Genomic DNA, 20,951 nt, shown 5'->3' on the forward strand with positions numbered 1-20,951 from the left:
CGATGACCGGAGCCTTACTCGTAAATAATCTCGCCGGGCTGATGATGGTGACGTCGCTGCTGGTGATTGGCGCGAAACATCCGCGCGGGGCCTGCTGGTGCTATGCGTTACAGTCGCTGGTGCTGGTGCTGATTTTCTTCACCCTCTCACGCACGCTCGATTCCGAACAACTGCTGATGTGGTCCTTCAGCGCGTTGCTGACCAAAGTTATCCTGGTGCCGCTGATTATGGGCTTTGCGTTGCGCAAACTTGCCGATCCGGCCGCCGATGTCAGCCTGATTAGCCCGGTACTGCTGATGATTGCCGCGGCGGTAATTGTGGTGCTGTGCTGGCTGGTGGTGCGTCCGGTGGAGCTTCCGCTATTGCAGGGACTGAAACCCGCACTGGCGGTGGCGCTCGGCCACTTCCTGTTGGGACTGCTGTGCATCGTCACCCAACGCAACATTCTCAAGCAGGTGTTTGGTTACTGCCTGATGGAAAACGGATCGCATCTGGTGCTGGCGCTGTTAGCCAATAAAGCGCCGGAGCTTGTGGAAATTGGCATCGCGACCGACGCCATTTTCGCGGTGATTGTCATGGTGCTGCTGGTGAGAAAGATCTGGCGCACGCTCGGCACGCTCGATGTCAATCAACTGACGGCGCTGAAGGGATAACACAATGAGTCATTCTGCAATTTTCACCCTGTTACTCATCACGCCGCTGCTGTTCGCGCTGCTGGCGTTTGCCTGTCAGCGGTTGGGCGCGCAGGCTCGCGTGGCGGTCACGCTGCTGCACGGGGTCGGCATTATTGTCCTGCTGGCGGTAACGCTGTACGCCGTCGGTCAGGTTTATCTTCAGGGCGAGCTGTTCTCCACCAATCTGTGGCTGCATCTCGACAGCCTGAGCGCGCTGTTTTTGGCGCTCCTCGGCATTATCGGCTTCCTTACCGGACTCTACTCCATCGGCTACATGCGTCATGAGGTCGATGAAGGCGAGATTTCCGTTACCACGTTGTGTAACTACTACGGTTTCTTCCACCTGTTTTTGTTCACCATGATGCTGGTGGTGACCAGCAACAATCTGATTGTCATGTGGGCGGCGATTGAAGCCACCACCCTCAGTTCCGCCTTCCTGGTGGGAATTTATGGTCAGCGTTCGTCCCTGGAAGCGGCGTGGAAGTACATCATCATCTGTACCGTCGGCGTGGCGTTCGGCCTGTTCGGCACCATTCTGGTGTACGCCAATGCGGCGAGCTTTATGCCCGACGCGCACAACGCCATCTTCTGGAGCGAAGTGCTCAAACATGCAGACCAGCTCGATCCGACCCTGATGCATCTGGCGTTTGTCTTTGTGCTGATTGGTTTTGGCACCAAAACCGGGCTGTTCCCAATGCACGCCTGGCTGCCGGATGCACACAGTGAAGCGCCAAGCCCGACCAGCGCCTTGCTCTCTGCGGTGCTGCTTAACTGCGCGCTGCTGGTGATTATCCGCTTCCACATCATCATCACCCAGACCATTGGCACTTCATTCCCGAATACGCTGCTGGTGGTGTTCGGTCTGCTGTCGGTGGCGGTGGCGGCGTTCTTCATTCTGGTGCAACAGGATGTTAAGCGTCTGCTGGCCTACTCCTCCGTGGAAAACATGGGGCTGATTGCCGTGGCGCTGGGCATCGGCGGGCCGCTTGGGGTGCTGGCCGCACTGCTGCACACTCTCAACCATAGCCTCGCCAAAACGCTGCTGTTCTGCGGGTCCGGCAACGTACTGCTGAAGTACGGCACCCGCGATCTGGGCGTCGTGCGAGGGATGCTCAAACTGATGCCGTTCAGCGCGGTATTGCTGGCCGCAGGCGCGCTGGCGCTGGGTGGGATGCCGCCGTTCAACGTGTTCCTCAGTGAATTTATGGTGGTGACGGCGGGCCTCGCCGCCGGACACATCTGGCTGACTATCGGCCTGCTGCTGCTGTTAACCGTGGTGCTCGGCGGCCTGGTGAGGATGGTAGCTTGCCTGCTGTTTGGCGATGCGCCACAGGCGACCAGCCGGGGCGAGCTGGGTTGGCTGACCACGCTGCCGATGGCGATTTTGCTGGTCCTGATGCTGGTGATGGGCACCCACATTCCACAGCCGGTAAGCCGTCTGCTGGAAAATGCCGCGTCGATTGTGCTGCATCAGTCTTCTCAACAGGAATTTGCGTGGCCGTGGGCGAACAAACCCGCCGCTGCCGCTAACCACAGTCTTTGCACCCGCGAGTGCGCTGGAGAAACGAAGTGAGTTATCAACAATATATGAACGGCCTCGCGCAGGGCGATGTACGTGGTCTGGGTTATCTGGCATTGCTGCGGCAGAAATTTCCCGGCGCGGTGCTGGATGAAGAGCGTCAGACCAACGACCAGGTGACCATCACCGTCAAAATCAACCAACTGCCCGAGATTGTAGAGTTTCTCTATTACGGCTGTGGCGGCTGGTTACCGGTGCTGTTTGGCAACGATGAGCGCTCGCTGAACGGCCATTTCGCGGTTTACTACGCGATGTCGATGGAAGAGGGCGAGAAGTGCTGGGTGGTGGTGAAAGGCCTGGTCGATCACTCGCTTGAGTTTCCGTCCGTGACCCCGCGCGTCCCGGCGGCGGTATGGGGCGAGCGTGAGATCCGTGACATGTACGGTCTGAAGCCGATTGGCCTGCCGGACGAACGCCGTCTGGTGCTGCCGGATGACTGGCCGGACGACATGTATCCGCTGCGTAAAGACGCAATGGACTATCGCCAGCGCCCGGCCCCGACCACCGAGACGGAAACCTATCCGTTCATCAACGACGGCGACAGTAAGGCGCGCGTAGTGCCGATTGGCCCGATGCACATCACCTCCGATGAGCCGGGGCATTTCCGGTTGTTTGTCGACGGCGAGACCATTGTTGATGCCGACTACCGCCTGTTCTACGTCCATCGCGGGATGGAGAAACTGGCGGAAACCCGTATGGGGTATAACGAAGTGACTTTCCTGTCTGACCGCGTGTGCGGTATCTGCGGGTTTGCGCACAGCGTGGCCTACACCACTTCGGTGGAAAACGCGCTGGGCATCGTGGTGCCTCAGCGGGCGCACACCATCCGCTCGGTGCTGCTGGAAGTTGAACGCCTGCACAGCCATTTGCTCAACATCGGGCTGTCGAGCCACTTTATCGGTTTCGATACGGGCTTCATGCAGTTTTTCCGGGTGCGTGAAAAATCGATGATGATGGCGGAAATGCTGACCGGCTCGCGTAAAACGTATGGCCTGAACCTGATCGGCGGGATCCGCCGCGATATCCTCAAAGAACAGCGGATTAAAACGATCCAACTGGTGCGCGAAATGCGCGCGGAAGTGACCGAACTGGTGGATATGCTGATGTCCACGCCGAACATCGGGCAGCGTACCCAGGGCGTGGGTATTCTCGATCGCCAGGTGGCCCGCGATTATAGCCCGGTTGGGCCGCTGATCCGCGGCAGTGGCTTCAAGCGCGACATGCGTTTCGACCATCCGTATTCGGACTACGGCAATCTGCCAAAAACCCTGTTTGCCTATGACGGCGGCGACGTGTTCTCTCGGGTGATGGTGCGTGTGAAAGAAACCTTCGACTCGCTGGCGATGATTGAATATGCGCTCGATACCATGGGCGATGGCCCGCTGCTGACCGAAGGCTTTACCTATCAACCCCACAAATTTGCGCTCGGCTACGTTGAAGCCCCGCGCGGGGAAGACGTGCACTGGAGCATGCTCGGCGACAACCAGAAGCTGTTCCGCTGGCGCTGCCGGGCGGCGACTTACGCCAACTGGCCGGTGCTACGCTACATGCTGCGCGGTAACACTATTTCCGACGCACCGTTGATTATCGGCAGCCTCGATCCGTGCTACTCCTGCACCGACCGCGTCACGCTGGTGGATGTCCGCAAACGCAAGTCCACCACCGTGCCGTACAAAGAGATTGAACGCTATAGCATTGAGCGTAAGCACTCGCCGCTCAAGTAAGGATTAAACGATGCTAAAACTGTTTAAAACTATCCTGAAAGCGGGCGAACCGACGGTCAAATACCCGTTTCAACCGCTGGAGATAAGCCCCGATTTTCGTGGCCGACCGGAGCTTAACCCACAGCAGTGTATTGCCTGCGCGGCATGCACCATGGCTTGCCCGGCCAACGCCCTGACCATGGAAACCCATCCGCAAAGCAACGAGCGACGTTGGCAATTGTTCATCGGGCGCTGCATTTTTTGTGGCCGCTGCGAAGAGGTTTGCCCGACGAAGGCCATTCGCCTGACTAATGATTTTGAGCTGGCGGTGACCAACAAAGCCGATCTTTACGTTAAGGCGGTGTTTCGCCTGCAACACTGTGACCGGTGCCAGCTCCCGTTCACTCCGGAAAAATCAGTGCAGTACGCGGTAGAGCTGCTGCGTCAGTCGGGCGTCAGCGATGAGGCACTGGCCGGGATGGCGTCGCAGTTTACAACCTGTCCGGCGTGTAAACGCCAGCAGACGCTGGGCCAGCATGATGCACGCATCTTCAGTTTATCCGGCGCGGAGGAGCCCAATGAGCGAGTTTAATCATCACGCCAGCCAGCCGATAACCCTGGCAGACGACGCGGTGCGCATGAAACAAACGCTGTTGAAAGACATTAAGCGTTCGGCGTATGTGTATCGGGTGGATTGTGGGGGCTGCAACGGCTGCGAAATCGAAATTTTCTCGGCCATTACCCCGGTGTTTGATGCCGAGCGCTTCGGCATTAAAGTCGTGGCTTCCCCGCGTCACGCCGATATTTTGTTGTTTACCGGGGCGGTCACGCGTGCGATGCGCGTCCCGGCGCTGCGGGCGTATGAGTCCGCCCCGGATCCGAAAATTTGTATTTCCTACGGCGCATGCGGTGTGGGCGGGGGAATTTTCCACGATCTGTACTGCGTGTGGGGCGGGAGCGACACCATCGTACCGGTCGACGTGTGGATCCCTGGCTGTCCGCCAACGCCTGCGGCCACGATCCACGGTTTTGCCGTGGCGCTGGGCCTGCTCGATCAAAAGCTGAAAGGCATTGAGCACGTACAGGGGGAAGGTGAAAAACCGGCAATGATTCTGCCTGACGTACCGCTGACGCTGCGGGTGGCGGTTGAACGCGAAGCCCGGCGGATGGCGGGTTATCGGCAGGGCGGGGATATCAGTATGCATCTGCTGTCGATGATTCAACACAAGCAGCCGTCGCAGGCGGCGCACGACGTTGAAGCCTGGCTGCGCAAAGAGAACGATCCGCGTCTGGCGGAGATTGTTCATGCGCTGATGACGGTGATTGCCGGGGAGGTGACGGCGTGAGCGCAAACGGAAAAGTGACCTTCTGGTCGCTGCGACAAAAGTTCGTCGACAGCGATGATGACATGCCTGCGGAAAGCCAGCAGGTGATGTATTACTCGTTGGCGATTGGTCATCACGTCGGGATGATCGACTGCCTGAAAACCGAGCTGGAATGTCCGCTGGAGGGGTATACCGAATGGCTGGAATTACTCCCGGCGGGTGAGGCCTGCCGCAAGCTGCGGGGATTGCTGACCTTCGGGGAGATAACCATTGATTCGACCCACACCTCGCTGCTGGCGAACGCCCTGTCGGTGCTGAGCCGTCAAGGTGATGAGCCTTTTAAAAGCTGGAGTCTGCGGTTGATCGAACTACTGGCTGAGATCGAACGTGAACCGGCGATCTACCTGATCGTCAAACGCCAGCTGGCGTAATCAAGGCGCGGGAGGCGGTTACAGATCCCGCGTATTGATCCCCAGACGCTGCATACGCGAAAGCAGCGTCGTTCTTTTCAGACCCAGTTTTTGTGCCGCCCCTTTTGGGCCCGCTACAATCCCATTGGTTTCCCGCAGTGCCTGCACGATCCTTTCCCGCTCACCTTCATCATTTTCCGGTATCTGCGGATTGAACATCGGCGGCAGCTTCAGTGCGGCGGGCTGCACGCGTGGCGTGTGGCCAGGCGACGAAGGTATTTTCAGATCGTTGAGTTGCAGATTCAGCGTGTTGCCCTGGGTCAGGATCACCGCGCGTTCAATCACGTTTTGCAGTTCACGTACGTTGCCCGGCCACGGATACTGACACAGTGCCTGCAACGAGGCGGCGGGAAGGGTGTCGATGGTTTTGTTCATCCGCGCCGCCAGCTTCTGCGTAAACCACGTCGCGAGCAGCGGAATGTCTTCCGGACGTTCGCGCAGCGGCGGGATAACAATCGGGAACACGTTCAGGCGGTAAAACAGATCGCTGCGAAACGCGCGGTCCTGCACCATCTGATGCAAATCGCGGTTGGTGGCGGCAATCATCCTGACGTTAACCGGAATAACTTTACTGCCGCCGAGGCGTTCGACCTCGCGCTCCTGCAAAACGCGCAGCAGTTTGGGCTGCAGTTCCAACGGCATATCGCCGATTTCATCAAGAAACAGGGTGCCACCGTCAGCCATCTCAAAGCGCCCGATGTGGGTGTTGGTGGCCCCAGTAAACGCCCCCTTTTCATGACCGAACAGGTCGCTTTCCAGCAGGCTCGCCGGGATGGCGGCGCAGTTCATTTTGACCAGCGAATGGCTAGCGCGCTGGCTCAGCTTGTGAATAGCGCGCGCAATCAGCTCCTTACCGGTACCGGTTTCCCCCAGCAGCAGCACGGTGCTGTCGCTCATGGCGACCATTTCCACCTGACGCAGCAGGTTCTTCATCGCCGTGCTCTGAAAAATAATATCGTTCAGGCTTTCGACATTTTGAATCTGCTCGTTAAGCCAGATATTTTCCTGCTTTAACGAATCTTTTAGCCGGGTTATTTCATTCCACGCGTTGGCGTTATCCACCGCGATGCTAATACGTGACGCAATTTGCCCCAACAATGAGCACACAGCCGGGGTAAAGGCGCTGGCATCGGTATGGGCCAGAATTAATATTCCCGGTGAGTGCGCATTAAAGGTTAACGGCAACAGCAGGGCGGCCTGCATGTGGGCAGCAAATAAATCCTGCAACAGCGGGTCGCGCAGATTGGCATGCAACGCGACGGCCTGAGGCTGGCCGGTATCCAGCACGCCTTTGACCACGCTTTGTGCCAGAGGATAGGTTTTTTGTTGGCAATAATGGCCGTTGTTTTCATGCCAGCCACAGGCGGTCACCGGGAAGGCATCAGACGTTTCGCTGTCGATAAAGGCTATCGACACGCAGGGAATGGCGAAGAAGCGATGGATGTCCTGGGCGATGGCGTTGACCAGGCCCTCTCTGTCGAGATGCGCCAGCACCGAGTTAGTGATGTCCACCAAAATTCGGTATTCATCACGCTCGTCTTTTAACTGATGAAAGAACTCAACTAATTCAGGTTTGACCCCGGAATTGATCATGGCTATCAATTGATTATTCCATTCCGTATTTGTAATGGGAATGGTTCTTATTTTCTTGCCACTTAACTTCTTTACATCATTCATCGCGTTAGCCTGTTTTCGAGAAATTGCAGCGCGGCGGGTTGCATCTGCAATGCTATTTGAGATCAGTATTTGCGGGCTGCGTGCAATATAAGATACCCCCTTAGGATCATTCGTTGATATCAATGGGTAGTTTGCTCATTAAAGCTATTTTTTATGGGGAGAAAAGCGTGTCCAACGTATTACTGTGTGTCGGCAACAGCATGATGGGCGACGATGGCGCGGGGCCTCTGCTGGCAGAAATGTGCGCCGCAGCGCCGAAAGGGGATTGGCTGGTGCTTGACGGCGGCAGCGCACCGGAGCGAGAAGTGGCGGCCATCCGTGAGATGCACCCACAGCGCTTACTGATTGTCGATGCCACCGAGATGGGACTGGAGCCAGGCGATATCAGGATTGTCGATCCTGATGATATTGCCGAGATGTTCCTGATGACCACGCACAACATGCCGCTCAACTATCTGATCGACCAGTTGAAAGAAGATGCGGGTGAAGTGATTTTCCTTGGTATTCAGCCGGATATTGTCGGCTTCTATTATCCGATGACCGAGAAGGTGAAAGCGGCGACGGAGACGGTTTATCAGCGGCTGGAAGGTTGGATGGGCGACGGCGGATTTGAGCGTTTGTAGGAAAATACCCGGTAGGCCTGGCCCGGTAAGCGTTAGCGCCACCGGGCAAGAGTCTTACACCAAATCTTCTCCGTTGCTGGCAATCACCTTTTTATACCACCAGAACGATTTCTTGCGCGAACGCGCCAGGGTGCCGTGGCCTGCGTCATCGCGGTCGACGTACACAAACCCGTAGCGTTTGCTCATCTCACCGGTAGACGCTGCCACCAGATCAATGCAGCCCCAGGTGGTATAACCCATCACTGGAATTCCGTCGTCAATGGCGTCGCCCATCGCCTGGATATGCTCGCGCAAATAGCTGATGCGGTAGTCGTCGTTGATTTCGCCGTTGGCTTCTACCACGTCTTTCGCGCCGAGACCGTTTTCGACAAGGAACAGGGGCTTCTGGTAACGGTCGTACATCATGTTCATGGTGATGCGTAGCCCCAGAGGATCGATACCCCAGCCCCATTCGCTGGCTTTAATGTGCGGATTTTTCAGCGATTTGACGATGTTGGCCGCGTTGGTGTTATTGCTGTTCATATCTGCCGACGCACAGCGGGAGGCGTAGTAGCTGAACGACACGAAATCGACGGTATGCTTTAAGATCTCATCATCGCCCGGCGCTTTTTCGAGGGTTACGCCTTTTTCGCGGAACACGCGCGCAGAGTAGGCTGGATAAGCCCCACGCGCCTGCACGTCGATGAAGAACAGGTTTTCACGGTCTTTTTCCAGCGCCATCCACACGTCTTCCGGCTTGCAGGAATAAGGGTAGAAATTGCCGCCTGCCAGCATACAACCGACCTGGTTTTGTGGATTCACCTCATGGGCGATTTGGGTCGCCAGGGCGCTGGCAATCAGCTCATGGTGCGCGGCCTGATACTTGACCTGCTCCTGGTTTTCACTTTCTTCAAACACCAGCCCGGCCCCGGAATACGGGCTGTGGAGCATAATGTTGATTTCATTGAAGGTCAGCCAGTATTTCACCAGCCCATCAAAGGCTTCGAAACAGGTCCGGGCGTAGCGGGTGAAGAACTCCACCATTTTGCGGTTGCGCCACGAGCCGTATTCCACCACCAGATGCATCGGCACGTCGAAATGACACAGCGTCACCAGCGGTTCGATATTGTACTTTTTGCACTCGGCAAACAGGTCACGGTAAAACGCGATGCCTTCCGCGTTCGGCGTCAGTTCATCGCCGTTGGGGTACAGACGCGCCCAGGCAATCGAGGTGCGAAACACGGTGAAGCCCATTTCCGCCATTAGCGCGATGTCTTCTTTATAGCGATGATAGAAATCAATCGCCTGATGACTTGGGTAGTACTCGTCCTCGCGCAGGGTAAAGCGTTTTTCCTGGCCGAGTTTAACCGGCATCCGGTTCGCGCCGTGCGGGATGGTGTCGACGGTGGTCAGACCCTTGCCGCCCTCCAGATATGCGCCTTCAGACTGGTTAGCGGCCAGTGCGCCGCCCCATAAAAATCCATTAGGAAACATGCGTTACCTCGCTTGTAAAGGTTGTTCAGTGACGGAGATGCCCTGTGCTTTTTGGGCGTGTTCCGCGCCATCAACGGCAGAGGTCTCCTCCACCGGAATATCTTCAAAGCCCAGAAGCAGCGTCAGCACGAAGGAGAGCACCACGGCCAGCGCCATCACGCCAAATACCCAGACGATGGTCATCGGATTGGCCGGGTCGAAGAATTGCACGCTGGTAAATAACCCAGGTGCGGCCATGGAATGGCTTGCCAGCCCGGCGATACCGGCAATTGCGCCGCAGATAAAACCGCTAATCAGGCTCGCAATCAGTGGGCGTTTCAGGCGAATCGCCACTCCGTACAGCGCAGGTTCAGAAATACCCGCCAGAATGGCCGATGCCGCCGCTGCCAGCGCCGTCTGGCGCAGTTCCGGGTTTTTGGTTTTCCATGCCACCGCCAGTGACGAACCGCCGAGCGACAGGTTGGCTCCAATTTCAGACGGCATCACCATCGCTTCTTTTCCGGTCGTGGCGATAGTTTGAATAATGGTCGGGGTAAATACGCGGTGCATGCCGGTCATTACCAGCAACGGCCACAGTGCGCCCATAATCGCCACCGACAGCCAGCCCAGATAACCGTGGACGGTGTATACCAGCGCGGAGATCCCGCTCCCAATCCAGATGCCAATCGGGCCAATCAACAGAATAGCCAGCGGGGCGGCAATCAGCACAATCAGCATCGGTTTCAGGAAGTTTTTGGTTACCGCCGGGGTGATTTTGTCGACCCAACGTTCGATGTACGACAGACACCAGGTCATCACCAGCGCCGGGATAACCGTATAGGTATATTTCACCGCCGTCACCGGGATCAACGCGAACTCAACGTGTTCACCCTGCGCGGCTTTAGCCATCAGCTCGATAAAGCTTGGATGCACCAGCACGCCCGCAATCGCAATCGCCAGCGACATATTGGTTTTGAATTTCACCGCCGCAGAGGCGGCAACCATCAACGGCAGGAAGAAGAACGCGCCATCGCCAATGACCGTCAGAATGGTCAGGGTTGGTGCACCTTTGCTCAGCACGCCGGACATCTCCAGCACCATCGCCAGCAGTTTCACCATCGAACCGCCGATGATCGCCGGGATCAGTGGGGACATGGTGCCGATCAGTGCATCCAGAATGCCCGCGCCGATCCGACGTAGCGTCAGCTTCTGCGGACCCGTTTCTACCGCGGGCTGCAGGTTGTCCGGTAGCAAGCTGATCACTTCTTTGTAGGCCTGCGAAACGGTATTGCCGATGATCACCTGGCACTGATTATCGCTGCGTACCACGCCGAGCACGCCTTTGAGGGATTTAAGCGTAGCGGCATCGGCCAGCGTCGGATCGTTAAGCACAAAACGCAGTCGCGTCATGCAGTGGGTCGCGGCGGTGATGTTGTCGGCACCGCCCAGGGCTGTCACCACATCCCGGGCCAGTGCGGCATAATTTTTCGACATCGGGTCATTCCATCTTATTGTGATTAAAATTTGTGTAGGAAACCGGTTCCACAAAATCATGAAGAGATCGGAGTGGTGAAACAAGAGAATGAGAGGATCTATTTTGTTTTCGTGAGCTTGATCTGATTTTAGTGAGCGGGGGTTTGTGATAGCCGGGTGATTGCCTGATGGGGGGGGGGCTTAAGCAGAACAGGTAGCCAGAATCTGGTTTTTTTCAGGATCATTAATTGAATTCATTGTTTACTATTGTCTTGCAGATGGCGTAATCAGTGACAAAGTAATGTTTGAGTTTAGGGTCTTCACAGTTTTTGTATGGTGTGAATATCGCAAGGTAAAGATAAAAAAATAAGGCGATTGCATTTATTGTAATAAATAATAAAAATATCACCATTGTAAAAATACCGACTCTTTGATGCGATTTTTTTGATGGGTGATAGTTTTCAGAGAACATTGAAATAAATGTATAGCCGATGACAAAAATAAATGCCGGAACTGTCGACAGTAAGGCGATTCGTCTTCCGTCAAACCAGAAATAGTCACCACCAGTGACTAGTGGCATGATGTCTCTATAAGGTAAATCAACTATGAAATCGACAAAATAAACAAGCGTAATGATGAGAAGCATTCCTAATGTCAATCTCGGTAATTTTTTTAATATTGAGGGTGTTTTTATTTTCATTTTGATTTAGTTATGAGTGTTATAAAATAAAGTCATTTCATGACCAAGGTGTGTGTTATTCCATGCATGAATTCGTTGCTCTTCAAACAATGCCTCTTGAAGCGCAGTTTTCAGTTTTACAGACCAATTATAGTCTGAATCAAGAATGTTTAGTTTTACATTTATAGCAATCCCTACTGCAATTACAAGTGCAGTGGTTAAAATAATAAAAGGACAAAATAGCGCTATTCCCCCACCAACCGCGACGGCGACAACGCTAGAAACTAACGTCTTCGCCGTATCCATAATTACATCACCAAAGAAATCCACGAGGGTGTACTCTTTTTTAAATATGAGCTCTATCGCGCGGAAGGCCAGTGAAAAGTAAACGCAGAATTTTATTCCTTTAACGACCGTATGTGCCACGCCTCGCCAGCCGATGCCCAGTTCAAGTAATTGTGGATTCCTTGCCTTATAACGGGTGCCATTCAGAATACGCCGCACGCTGGGATAGCCGGTGATTTTGATATAGGTTTCAGCACCATATTTGCAGGCGACCGCTTGGATGCCGAGCCCTTTTAAGTTAAATTTCAGCTGATCCGCTTCGTTAAGATAGGTGGTTAAATTACCGAGTGTGTTTTTGCCGTCCCAGATATCCTTAATGTTGCCGCCGCCCAGCTTGTAAGAGAAAAAATCATCCGCCGTGCCCGTGAGGTCACTCAGAATGCCTCTGACTTCCCCAAGCGTCAGTAACATATAGTGCCGGGTATTTTTCGCGAGCAGTTCTTCCATATGCGCAAGCGTGTTGATATACGGATGGTCAGGTACCAGCTGGTTGATCTGCTGCTCACCGCGTAAAACGCAGCCAACCGAATCCGCCCATGTTGCGTTCTTTCCTTTAAAAACAGGCATACACACTTCTCCATACAGAAGGATAAACGTTAAAAAACCCTGTCTTCCCAGATGCTGTAGGCACTGGTTCCGGCAATGCAATGTTCCCAGCTAATGGACTGATAAGAAAAGGAAACGCTTTCCTGCGGTTCTTCGCCAGAATGATGAATGTTGTGGGGAATATACAGGTGCAGGTCCGCTATCCGCGCCTCGGTCAGTTTTATTTTATAGTAACGTTCCATGCATCCGGCTGTAGCCGTGCGATAAAAATCGAACTCACAGGTCAATGATTCATTCTCAGAAATGGCATTTGCCAGTAACGGCGAGGACTTATCGGTAGGTTTGATAATAGTAAGATTATGATGGCTAACATTTTGTTCCCGCGAAAGGTTATGCGACAGAGAAAAGACAAAGATTTGGTTCTGGTGCGCAATCAGTGCTTTATTACCGACTGAGTTCTGAGTGAGGCAACCTTCTGATATTAAGCCTTGTCTTTTACCATTAAGCGTTAAGTACGTTAAGCCAGCCATATGAATGCTCCTTATTCATTAGTTCTTCGTATAAATTATAAGTGAATGGTGGTTCGTTATCTGAATGGTCTGGCAGTATTCGCCGTTAATAATAAACAAGCAATAAAAATAATGGAAAGTGCGTATGTAATTAATCGATGCGCACGAATAAACAAAATGCTCTGTTATCTATTAATGGCTCCACTAAATAACAATGGTGAATGCAAATACAGCCCCGTCGTTGCCGATCTGGTCTCAGGGGACCGTCTGCCGAGGACAAATCGCTGCAAACTCTGTTGTGCTGAAGTAAACTTTCGGCCATCGAAAAATCGGGGATGAGCAACATGGCAACGATGCTGGAAGTGGCGAAGCGCGCTGGCGTGTCGAAAGCCACCGTATCCCGCGTGCTGTCGGGCAATGGCTACGTCAGCCAGGAAACCAAAGATCGGGTGTACAAAGCGATCGACGAGAGCGGCTATCGGCCAAACCTGCTGGCGCGTAATCTGGCGACCAAAAAGAGCCAGACGCTGGGTCTGGTAGTGACCAACACCCTGTATCACGGGGTCTATTTTAGTGAGCTGTTGTTTCACGCTGCACGTCTGACGGAAGATCAGGGCCGCCAGCTGATCCTCGCCGATGGGAAACACAGCGCGGAAGAGGAGCGGGCGGCGATCCAGTATCTGCTCGATCTGCGCTGTGACGCGATCATCATCTATCCACGCTTCCTGACGCCGGACGAAATGGACGAGATAATCCACCGTCATGACCGGCCGATCATGGTGCTCAACCGTCGACTGCGCCGCAATGCCAGCCACTGCGTGTGGTCAGATCAAAAAGCCTCCAGCGAGGCGGCGGTAGAACAGTTGATTGCCAAGGGGCATCGCGATATCGCCTTTATCACCGGGTCGCTGGATTCCCCGACCGGGATTGAACGCCTGGCGGGCTACAAAGCGGCGCTGGAACGTCACGCCATTGCGTTGCGTGATGAATGGATTGTCGAAGGGAAATGGACGCCTGCCACCGGGGCGGCGGCTGTTGCTACCTTGCTTGACCGAAGGGTGACGTTCAGTGCGCTGGTAGCCAGTAACGATGATATGGCCATCGGGGCCATTAAACAGCTTACGACCGCAGGGCTGAAGGTGCCGGAGCAGGTGTCGGTCATCGGCTTCGATGATATCGCTCTCGCGCCCTATACCCTGCCTGCGCTTTCCAGCGTCAAAATCCCGGTCACGGCGATGATTGAAGAAACCATCAACCGTTTGATTTTTATGCTCGACGGCGGTGAATTTAAGCTTCAGCAATCCTTCCCCGGTGAACTTATCTTACGCGACTCCGTTACCGCCGGACCTTTCGCCTGATGTCCGTCAACTGTCGTCGTCATTAATGACGACGACAGGGAATATAAAATCTAATTAATTGATAAATAGCCATTTTAATAATGGCGCGGAAAATGCATAACCCCGGCCTTAATGCTAAAGGCTGGAGGAATGGATGAACCGGTTCATCATCGCGGAAGCGAGCAAATGTATTGGCTGTCGCACATGCGAAATCGCCTGTGCGGTCGCGCATCAGGCGGATCAGGATTGCGCGGCGCTGACGCCGCAAACCTTCTTACCACGTATTCACGTCGTCAAAGGCGTCAATCTGTCGACGGCCACCGCCTGTCGTCAATGTGAGGACGCCCCCTGCGCCAACGTCTGTCCGAACGGCGCGATTGCCCGTGAAAATGGCTTCGTGCATGTAATGCAGGAGCGCTGCATCGGGTGTAAAACCTGCGTGGTGGCGTGCCCTTATGGGGCGATGGAAGTGGTGGTTCGCCCGGTCCTGCGCACCAACGGGTTTGGGATGCAGGTAAAGATGGAAAAAGCCGAGGCGAACAAGTGCGATCTGTGCCACACGCATGCAGACGGTCCGGCCTGCGTGGCCTCGTGCCCGACCTTCGCCTTGACCTGTGTCGATCGCGCGGCGCTGGACAAGCTGAATGCCGATAAACGTCTCCGGACCGCCCTGGCATTCTGAGATGCTGATGAACGGAGTGGCGATTCGCGTGCGCGGCAAAGTGCAGGGCGTCGGGTTTCGCCCGTTTGTCTGGCAGATTGCGCAGCGCTTAGGTCGTGCGGGCAATGTGAGTAATGATGCCGAAGGGGTGCGGGTGCACCTCGTTGGTGCAGAAATGGGCTTTGTTGCCCAACTTGAAAGCCATTGCCCCGTTTTGGCGCGGATCGATTCCACCGAGATCACGCCGTACCACTGGGCTGACATCCCTGACGATTTCACCATTATTCAAAGCGCTGCCGGGCAGATGAGCACGCAGATTGTGCCCGATGCCGCCACCTGTCCGGCGTGTCTGGCAGAGCTGTCTGATCCAGACAATCGCCGTTATCGCTACCCGTTTATCAACTGCACCCACTGCGGCCCGCGCTTTACGATAATCCATGCCATGCCCTACGACCGGCCCTTTACGGTGATGGCGGCGTTTCCGCTGTGTCCTGCCTGTGAAAAAGAGTATCGCGACCCGCGCGATCGGCGTTTCCACGCTCAGCCGGTGGCCTGTGCAGAATGCGGCCCGCAGCTGCGCTGGCAATCTCAAACACAGTATCTCATCGGCGACGCGGCGCTGGCGGCGGCTGTGGATAGGCTGGCCAACGGCGGCATTGTGGCGCTGAAAGGGCTGGGCGGTTTTCACCTCGCCTGCGATGCCGGAAACGCCTCGGCGGTTACCCGGCTTCGCGAACGCAAGCGGCGTCCGGCCAAACCGCTGGCGGTGATGCTGGCGGAGGATAATTCCCTGCCGAAACAGGCACAAAAATTGCTTAACACTCCCGCGTCGCCGATTGTGCTGGTCGATAGTCAGCATGTAGAGGGCCTGTGTGAAGGCATCGCCCCGGGTCTGAAAGAGGTCGGCGTGATGCTGGCGTCCAACCCACTTCAGCATCTGCTAATGCAGGCGCTGAAACGTCCGCTGGTGATGACTTCGGGCAACCTGAACGGCAAACCGCCGGCGATAACCAACGATGATGCGCTGACGGATCTGGCAGATATTGCCGACGGTTTCTTGCTGCACACCCGCGATATCGTGCAGCGCATGGATGATTCGGTAGTGCGGCAAAACGGCGACATGTTGCGTCGGGCGCGGGGTTTTGTGCCGGATGCGTTGCCGTTGCCACCGGGTTTTGTCAATGTACCCCCGTTGTTGTGCTGCGGGGCCGATTTGAAAAATACCTTTTGTCTGGTACGCGGTCGGGACGCGGTGCTGAGCCAGCATTTGGGCGATCTCTCGGAGGAGGGCGTGGAGGCACAGTGGCGTAAAGCGCTGTCATTGATGCAGTCGATTTACGCCTTTACGCCCGAAAGAGTCGTAGTGGATGCGCATCCGGGATATCGCTCCGTGCAGTGGGGTCAGCAGCTGGGCCTTCCCTGTGAAGTTGTGCTACATCATCACGCGCACGCGGCGGCGTGCATGGCGGAACACAGCTGGCCGCGGGACGGCGGCGACGTGATTGCCCTGACGCTTGACGGGATCGGGATGGGGGCAAGCGGTGAACTGTGGGGCGGAGAATGCCTGCGGGTGAACTACCGGGAATGCGAGCATCTCGGTGGCTTACCGGCGGTGGCGCTGCCCGGCGGGGATCTTGCCGCGCGTCAGCCGTGGCGTAATTTGCTGGCGCAGCGTCTGGCGTTCATGCCAGAACCGGTGTCGTTGGTGTCGTTACAACGCCATCCCGTCGAGGTGCTGACGCAGGCGGTGGCGCGCGGCATCAATGCTCCTATGGCGTCGTCGTGCGGGCGTTTGTTTGATGCGGTAGCGAGTGCGCTGGACTGTGTGCCGGATACGCTGAGCTATGAAGGGCAGGCGGCCTGTTTACTGGAAACGTTAGCGCATCAAGGTGCCGGAACCGGGCATCCACTGACGCTGCCTTTTCACAACAACACGCTGAATTTACGAATTTTCTGGCAGCAGTGGCTGAACTGGCCTGCGGCTGTGGCAGATAAAGCCTGGGCTTTTCATGATGCGCTGGCCTGCGGGCTGGCGCAGATGATGCGCTATCACGCACAAACACGCGGGATAAGCACCCTGGTGTTCGGCGGCGGCGTGCTGCATAACCGGCTGCTGCGCGCCCGACTGGCGTTTTATCTGTCTGGTTTTACACTTTTGTTCCCGCAGCGTCTGCCCGCAGGCGACGGCGGAATTTCATATGGGCAGGCGGTGATTGCCGCTGCCCGCCTCCAGGAGGAAAAGAACGGATGATGCTGATTACGCTTTTACGCCAACAGCCGCGCGCGGCGCTGCTGGTTATCGGGTTGCTACTCGCCAATTTACTGGCCTGGTGCTGGGCATGGCAGGTATTTGGTCAGAGCGGGGCGCTGATGGCCGCCAGCCTGCTGGCCTGGGGCTATGGCCTGCGTCATGCGGTCGATGCCGACCATATCGCCGCCATTGATACCGTCACGCGGAAAATGATGCAGCAGGGCAAGCGGCCTTTCGGCGTCGGGGCGTGGTTCTCCCTGGGGCATTCGTCGATTGTGGTGCTGGCCTCGGCAGCAATCGCCGCGACCGCGACGGCGTTCCAGCAGCACATGAGCTGGTTCCATGAAACCGGCAGTCTGATTGGCACCGCGGTATCCTCGCTATTTCTGCTGGCGATGGCCTTCGTTAACCTGATTATTCTGCGCGGTATCTGGCGCAGCTTCCGGGCCTTCAAACAGGGTAAATCGTTCAACAGCGATCCGGTCGCCAGCGGTGGGATGATGAGCTGGCTGTTTAGCAAAACTTTTCGCCTGATCGACAAAAGCTGGCACATGTACCTGGTTGGTTTTCTGTTCGGCCTCGGTTTTGATACTGCCACCGAAATCGGCGTACTGGGCCTGACCGCCGCCAGTGCCTCCAGCGGAATGTCTATCTGGAGCATCATGATTTTCCCGGCGTTATTTGCCAGCGGTATGGCACTGGTGGATACCCTCGATAATGTGCTGATGGTTGGCGCGTATGGCTGGGCGTTCAATAAACCGCAGCGCAAGCTGTACTACAATATGACCATTACCGGCACCTCGGTGGTGGTGGCGCTGTTTATCGGTGGCCTCGAGGCACTGGGTCTGCTGATGGAGAAATTCGGTTTTAGCGGCGGGATGTGGAACTGGGTAGGCGCTCTGAATGACAACCTCGGCAATGCCGGGTTTATGGTTATCGGGCTGTTCGTCGCCTGCTGGGTGGTGTCGCTGGTGGTGTATCGCTGGCGTGGATATGACGCGTTAAGCGTCTGAAAATATCATTACGAGTGAACGCGCCCGTAAGCATAAGGCTTACGGGCGCGTTATTTCATACAGAGAGCTGTTTTAGCAATCCAAATGCCTGCTTCATTTTCCCTTCACTGACGACAAAGGCCCGCAGCTTCGCCTCGCTATCAAAACCCTGAGCAACCATGCCATCGGCGCTGGTTTCAAGCCGCCACTGTAAATCAGACCGACAGGTGTCGCCTGCCAGTTGCAGCGGTAGATCCTCGGTTTTGATTTTCATCAGCATCGGCGGCAGGTTTAGTCTCCCGGGTTGCCCCAGCAGAGTGCTTGCCAGGGTTAAGGTGCTTAACAAGATCGGTTGAAGAAACGGAAGGATTTTGCCGTTGATCTCTGCGCAGTCGCCGAGGGCGTAGATGGCGGGATCGCTGGTTTGCAACGTAGCATCGACCACCACCCCGCGGTTGATGTTAAGGCCCGCACGGCGTGCCAGTGCAGTTTCCGGATGCAAACCTGCGGCTGCAATCACCGCATCGACCTCAAACACGCGCTCTCTGTCGAGCCGCACGCGCACCCCACCGGCGGTCTTTTCCAGACTCCGAAGCTGGCTTTTAAGCAACAGGTGCACCCCCATATCGGTGAGCCGGTGCTGGAGCCGACTGCTTATCTCCGGCGGCATGAGTGAGGGCAGTATGCTTGCGGCGCTATCAATCACGGTTACGGTTTTCCCCGCCCGACAAAAATCCATGGCAAGTTCTGTGCCGATAAGCCCAGCCCCGACGATCAGGATCCGTCTGGCGTCAAAGAGCGATGCTTGTACCGCACCATATTCCTGCTGACTGTTGAGCGTTATCATCAACTCGCTTCCCGGCACAGGCGGAACAAACGCCGTCGCGCCCGTCGCCAGGACCAGTTTGTCGTAAGGCCAATGTTGATCGTGGCTTTTTACCATCCGTGCCGCTGCGTCGATATCGGTCACCCGAGTCTGTGGTAACAGACGCAGGTTGTATTGTTTGGCAAAATCGCCCGCCGTTTGCAGCGTCAGGTCTGCGGCCCGTTGCCCTCGACTGATGACATGACTGAGATCGGGTTTGTTGTATTCATCCATACTGTCGGCGGCAATCAACGTCAGAGGAAGATGACTCTCCTTTTTGCGTAGGTTCTTCACCAACTGGCGGGCCGCAAATCCTGAACCAATGATGACAATCCCATGACTCATTTTGCCTCCGTCGCCAGTACTTCAAACACCTCTTTACCGAGCGAGCATTCCGGGCACAGGAAGCTGTCCGGCACATCGCACCACGGTGTGCCCGGCGTGACTTGCTGATTGGGTTCACCCAGAGCCGGGTCGTAAATCCACTGGCAGACGCTGCACTGCATGGCAGGCCCTGCGTCCACGACATCACAGGTCGCAGTGGACTGAGCCGTGAGGCTGACAGCCGAAGAGGCTGGGAGCGGGGTTAATGCCCACTGACGGGCGATTTCACGCCCATGTTCACGGCACACGTCGAGTGCATTGAGGTCGGGACGCCATTTGGCTTTCAGACTCAGCGACATTTCAAAACCGGCATCCTGCAAACGGGTAGACAGGCGGTCAACCGCGCCGCCGCTCCAGCCATGAGACCCAAAGGCACTGGCGCGTTTGTTACGAAAACGCAGGCCGGTCATCTCTTCCACCAGCCCGGCGATTTTGGGCATCATCACATTGTTCATGGTGGAGGTGCCCACCAGTACGCCTTTGGAGCGGAAGACATTTGTCAGTACGTCGTTTTTATCGCTGCGAGAAACGTTAAAGATTTTCACCGCTACCCGTGAGTCGACGTCGTTGATGCCCTGGGCGATGGCGTCGGCCATCATTCGGGTATTGTTGGACATGGTGTCGTAGAAAATGGTGATCCTGTCTTCCTGATAGTCCGCCGCCCATTTTAGATACAGCTCAACGATTTGCGTCGGATTATCGCGCCATACCACGCCGTGGGAGGTCGCTATCATCGACACTGGCAGGTTAAAACCAAGGATTTCGGTAATTTTGGGGGTCACAAGCCGACTGAATGGCGTGAGGATATTGGCGTAATAACGCTGGCACTGTTCGAACAGCTCAGCCTGATCCACTTCATCATTGAACAGCCGCTCGTCGCAATAGTGCTGGCCGAAGGCATCGTTGCTGAACAGCACTGCGTCGCCGGTCAGATAGGTCATCATACTGTCTGGCCAGTGCAGCATGGGCGTTTCAACGAAGATCAGCTGTTTGCCATGGCCAATGTCCAGCGTATCGCCGGTTTTCACCACCCTGAAATTCCACTCCGGGTGATGATGATGGCCATTGATCGAATCGATGGCGTTGGCGGTGCAATAAATAGGGGTATCCGGTATGCAGGACATCAGCTCGGTTAACGCGCCAGCATGATCTTCTTCCGCGTGGTTAATGACGATGTAATCAATGTCGGCAAGGTCGATTTCAGCACGCAGGTTCTGCACAAAATCACGGCTAAATTTATGGTCAACGGTATCGATGAGCACGTTTTTTTCTTCACGGATCAGATAGCTGTTGTAGCTACTGCCGCGAAGGGTTTTATATTCTGTGCCGTGAAAATCACGCACTTCCCAGTCGCGTTGCCCAACCCAATGAATATTGTTTTTTACATGGATAGCCATACGGTCCTC

At 55.6% G+C, this 20,951-nt stretch carries 19 protein-coding genes; 11 read left to right on the forward strand and 8 right to left on the reverse strand.

The genetic code is table 11. The features are described 5' to 3' along the window. Window positions 1-2: 2 nt before the first annotated feature. The 6 genes from hyfE to SIK69_RS16465 are packed head-to-tail and all read left to right on the forward strand — an operon-like array spanning window position 3 to window position 5,712. On the forward strand, window positions 3-653 hold the full coding sequence (gene hyfE / locus SIK69_RS16440; protein ID WP_319629477.1) for a hydrogenase 4 membrane subunit: 651 nt from the start codon (window positions 3-5) through the stop codon (window positions 651-653). Between the two features lie 4 nt (window positions 654-657). After that, on the forward strand, window positions 658-2,247 hold the full coding sequence (locus tag SIK69_RS16445) for a hydrogenase 4 subunit F (RefSeq protein WP_319786568.1): 1,590 nt from the start codon (window positions 658-660) through the stop codon (window positions 2,245-2,247). Further along, the gene (locus SIK69_RS16450) at window positions 2,244-3,977 is read left to right on the forward strand and encodes an NADH-quinone oxidoreductase subunit D-related protein (protein ID WP_319629475.1); all 1,734 of its coding nucleotides are present in this window, start codon (window positions 2,244-2,246) and stop codon (window positions 3,975-3,977) included. The genes SIK69_RS16445 and SIK69_RS16450 overlap by 4 nt, the downstream gene beginning before the upstream one ends. Window positions 3,978-3,987: 10 nt before the next feature. After that, a complete protein-coding gene (hyfH, locus tag SIK69_RS16455) occupies window positions 3,988-4,548 on the forward strand; it encodes a hydrogenase 4 subunit H (protein ID WP_319629474.1) in 561 nt (186 codons plus the stop codon). Beyond that, on the forward strand, window positions 4,535-5,302 hold the full coding sequence (locus SIK69_RS16460) for an NADH-quinone oxidoreductase subunit B family protein (RefSeq protein ID WP_319786569.1): 768 nt from the start codon (window positions 4,535-4,537) through the stop codon (window positions 5,300-5,302). Before hyfH ends, SIK69_RS16460 begins: the two co-directional genes overlap by 14 nt. Further along, the gene (locus SIK69_RS16465; RefSeq protein WP_319786570.1) at window positions 5,299-5,712 is read left to right on the forward strand and encodes a formate hydrogenlyase maturation HycH family protein; all 414 of its coding nucleotides are present in this window, start codon (window positions 5,299-5,301) and stop codon (window positions 5,710-5,712) included. Before SIK69_RS16460 ends, SIK69_RS16465 begins: the two co-directional genes overlap by 4 nt. A gap of 18 nt (window positions 5,713-5,730) precedes the next feature. Here SIK69_RS16465 and SIK69_RS16470 read toward each other — a convergent pair whose 3' ends face one another. Beyond that, window positions 5,731-7,344: a sigma 54-interacting transcriptional regulator gene (locus SIK69_RS16470; RefSeq protein WP_319786588.1), complete on the reverse strand. Its 1,614-nt coding sequence runs from the start codon at window positions 7,342-7,344 to the stop codon at window positions 5,731-5,733. A 251-nt stretch (window positions 7,345-7,595) separates the two neighbouring features. Here SIK69_RS16470 and hycI point away from each other — a divergent pair, with 251 nt between their 5' ends. Continuing rightward, window positions 7,596-8,051 carry a hydrogenase maturation peptidase HycI gene (hycI, locus tag SIK69_RS16475; RefSeq protein ID WP_319786571.1) on the forward strand — a complete coding sequence of 152 codons (456 nt, stop codon included), beginning with the start codon at window positions 7,596-7,598 and terminating at the stop codon, window positions 8,049-8,051. A 54-nt stretch (window positions 8,052-8,105) separates the two neighbouring features. On the opposite strand, the gene SIK69_RS16480 is transcribed toward hycI, so the two are convergent. The 5 genes from SIK69_RS16480 to SIK69_RS16500 form a co-directional block, all read right to left on the reverse strand. Then, complete coding sequence (locus tag SIK69_RS16480) at window positions 8,106-9,524, reverse strand: 6-phospho-beta-glucosidase (protein ID WP_319786572.1); 1,419 nt, start codon at window positions 9,522-9,524, stop codon at window positions 8,106-8,108. A gap of 3 nt (window positions 9,525-9,527) precedes the next feature. Further along, window positions 9,528-10,997 (reverse strand): PTS cellobiose/arbutin/salicin transporter subunit IIBC, encoded by a 1,470-nt coding sequence (gene ascF, locus SIK69_RS16485; protein ID WP_319786573.1) that lies wholly within the window; start codon window positions 10,995-10,997, stop codon window positions 9,528-9,530. Window positions 10,998-11,220: 223 nt separating this feature from the next. After that, window positions 11,221-11,676 (reverse strand): hypothetical protein, encoded by a 456-nt coding sequence (locus tag SIK69_RS16490; protein ID WP_319786574.1) that lies wholly within the window; start codon window positions 11,674-11,676, stop codon window positions 11,221-11,223. A 6-nt stretch (window positions 11,677-11,682) separates the two neighbouring features. Then, window positions 11,683-12,567 (reverse strand): hypothetical protein, encoded by an 885-nt coding sequence (locus SIK69_RS16495; protein WP_319786575.1) that lies wholly within the window; start codon window positions 12,565-12,567, stop codon window positions 11,683-11,685. Window positions 12,568-12,596: 29 nt separating this feature from the next. After that, window positions 12,597-13,076 (reverse strand): Hcp family type VI secretion system effector, encoded by a 480-nt coding sequence (locus tag SIK69_RS16500; RefSeq protein ID WP_319786576.1) that lies wholly within the window; start codon window positions 13,074-13,076, stop codon window positions 12,597-12,599. Window positions 13,077-13,399: 323 nt separating this feature from the next. Between SIK69_RS16500 and SIK69_RS16505 the strand changes: the two genes are divergently transcribed. The 4 genes from SIK69_RS16505 (at window position 13,400) to SIK69_RS16520 (ending at window position 18,317) form a co-directional block, all read left to right on the forward strand. Then, entirely contained in the window at window positions 13,400-14,413 is a 1,014-nt protein-coding gene (locus SIK69_RS16505; protein WP_319629465.1) for a LacI family DNA-binding transcriptional regulator, read from the forward strand. A gap of 133 nt (window positions 14,414-14,546) precedes the next feature. Then, entirely contained in the window at window positions 14,547-15,074 is a 528-nt protein-coding gene (gene hydN, locus SIK69_RS16510) for an electron transport protein HydN (RefSeq protein WP_319629464.1), read from the forward strand. 7 nt (window positions 15,075-15,081) lie between these two features. Beyond that, complete coding sequence (gene hypF / locus SIK69_RS16515) at window positions 15,082-17,304, forward strand: carbamoyltransferase HypF (protein ID WP_319786589.1); 2,223 nt, start codon at window positions 15,082-15,084, stop codon at window positions 17,302-17,304. Further along, on the forward strand, window positions 17,304-18,317 hold the full coding sequence (locus tag SIK69_RS16520) for a HoxN/HupN/NixA family nickel/cobalt transporter (protein ID WP_319786590.1): 1,014 nt from the start codon (window positions 17,304-17,306) through the stop codon (window positions 18,315-18,317). The genes hypF and SIK69_RS16520 overlap by 1 nt, the downstream gene beginning before the upstream one ends. Window positions 18,318-18,372: 55 nt before the next feature. Here SIK69_RS16520 and norW read toward each other — a convergent pair whose 3' ends face one another. Together norW and norV are read right to left on the reverse strand one after the other, a co-directional pair. Beyond that, window positions 18,373-19,506, reverse strand: coding sequence for an NADH:flavorubredoxin reductase NorW (norW, locus tag SIK69_RS16525; RefSeq protein WP_319786577.1), 1,134 nt, complete (start codon window positions 19,504-19,506; stop codon window positions 18,373-18,375). Next, entirely contained in the window at window positions 19,503-20,942 is a 1,440-nt protein-coding gene (norV, locus tag SIK69_RS16530) for an anaerobic nitric oxide reductase flavorubredoxin (protein ID WP_319786578.1), read from the reverse strand. The genes norW and norV overlap by 4 nt, the downstream gene beginning before the upstream one ends. Window positions 20,943-20,951 lie beyond the last annotated feature (9 nt).

Origin of the sequence: Scandinavium lactucae, from assembly GCF_033843265.1 — a bacterium.
GTDB classification, from domain to species: Bacteria; Pseudomonadota; Gammaproteobacteria; order Enterobacterales; family Enterobacteriaceae; genus Scandinavium; species Scandinavium lactucae.

Excerpts from the sequence above, each read along its gene's own strand:
- SIK69_RS16445 (WP_319786568.1), top strand. The coding sequence starts at position 658 with ATGAGTCATTCTGCAATTTTCACCCTGTTACTCATCACGCCGCTGCTG.
- ascF (WP_319786573.1), bottom strand. The coding sequence starts at position 10,997 with ATGTCGAAAAATTATGCCGCACTGGCCCGGGATGTGGTGACAGCCCTG.
- hydN (WP_319629464.1), top strand. The coding sequence starts at position 14,547 with ATGAACCGGTTCATCATCGCGGAAGCGAGCAAATGTATTGGCTGTCGC.
- SIK69_RS16480 (WP_319786572.1), bottom strand. The coding sequence starts at position 9,524 with ATGTTTCCTAATGGATTTTTATGGGGCGGCGCACTGGCCGCTAACCAG.
- SIK69_RS16505 (WP_319629465.1), top strand. The coding sequence starts at position 13,400 with ATGGCAACGATGCTGGAAGTGGCGAAGCGCGCTGGCGTGTCGAAAGCC.
- hypF (WP_319786589.1), top strand. The coding sequence starts at position 15,082 with ATGAACGGAGTGGCGATTCGCGTGCGCGGCAAAGTGCAGGGCGTCGGG.
- SIK69_RS16470 (WP_319786588.1), bottom strand. The coding sequence starts at position 7,344 with ATGATCAATTCCGGGGTCAAACCTGAATTAGTTGAGTTCTTTCATCAG.
- SIK69_RS16490 (WP_319786574.1), bottom strand. The coding sequence starts at position 11,676 with ATGAAAATAAAAACACCCTCAATATTAAAAAAATTACCGAGATTGACA.
- SIK69_RS16460 (WP_319786569.1), top strand. The coding sequence starts at position 4,535 with ATGAGCGAGTTTAATCATCACGCCAGCCAGCCGATAACCCTGGCAGAC.
- hyfE (WP_319629477.1), top strand. The coding sequence starts at position 3 with ATGACCGGAGCCTTACTCGTAAATAATCTCGCCGGGCTGATGATGGTG.
- SIK69_RS16520 (WP_319786590.1), top strand. The coding sequence starts at position 17,304 with ATGCTGATTACGCTTTTACGCCAACAGCCGCGCGCGGCGCTGCTGGTT.
- norV (WP_319786578.1), bottom strand. The coding sequence starts at position 20,942 with ATGGCTATCCATGTAAAAAACAATATTCATTGGGTTGGGCAACGCGAC.
- SIK69_RS16500 (WP_319786576.1), bottom strand. The coding sequence starts at position 13,076 with ATGGCTGGCTTAACGTACTTAACGCTTAATGGTAAAAGACAAGGCTTA.
- norW (WP_319786577.1), bottom strand. The coding sequence starts at position 19,506 with ATGAGTCATGGGATTGTCATCATTGGTTCAGGATTTGCGGCCCGCCAG.
- hyfH (WP_319629474.1), top strand. The coding sequence starts at position 3,988 with ATGCTAAAACTGTTTAAAACTATCCTGAAAGCGGGCGAACCGACGGTC.
- SIK69_RS16495 (WP_319786575.1), bottom strand. The coding sequence starts at position 12,567 with ATGCCTGTTTTTAAAGGAAAGAACGCAACATGGGCGGATTCGGTTGGC.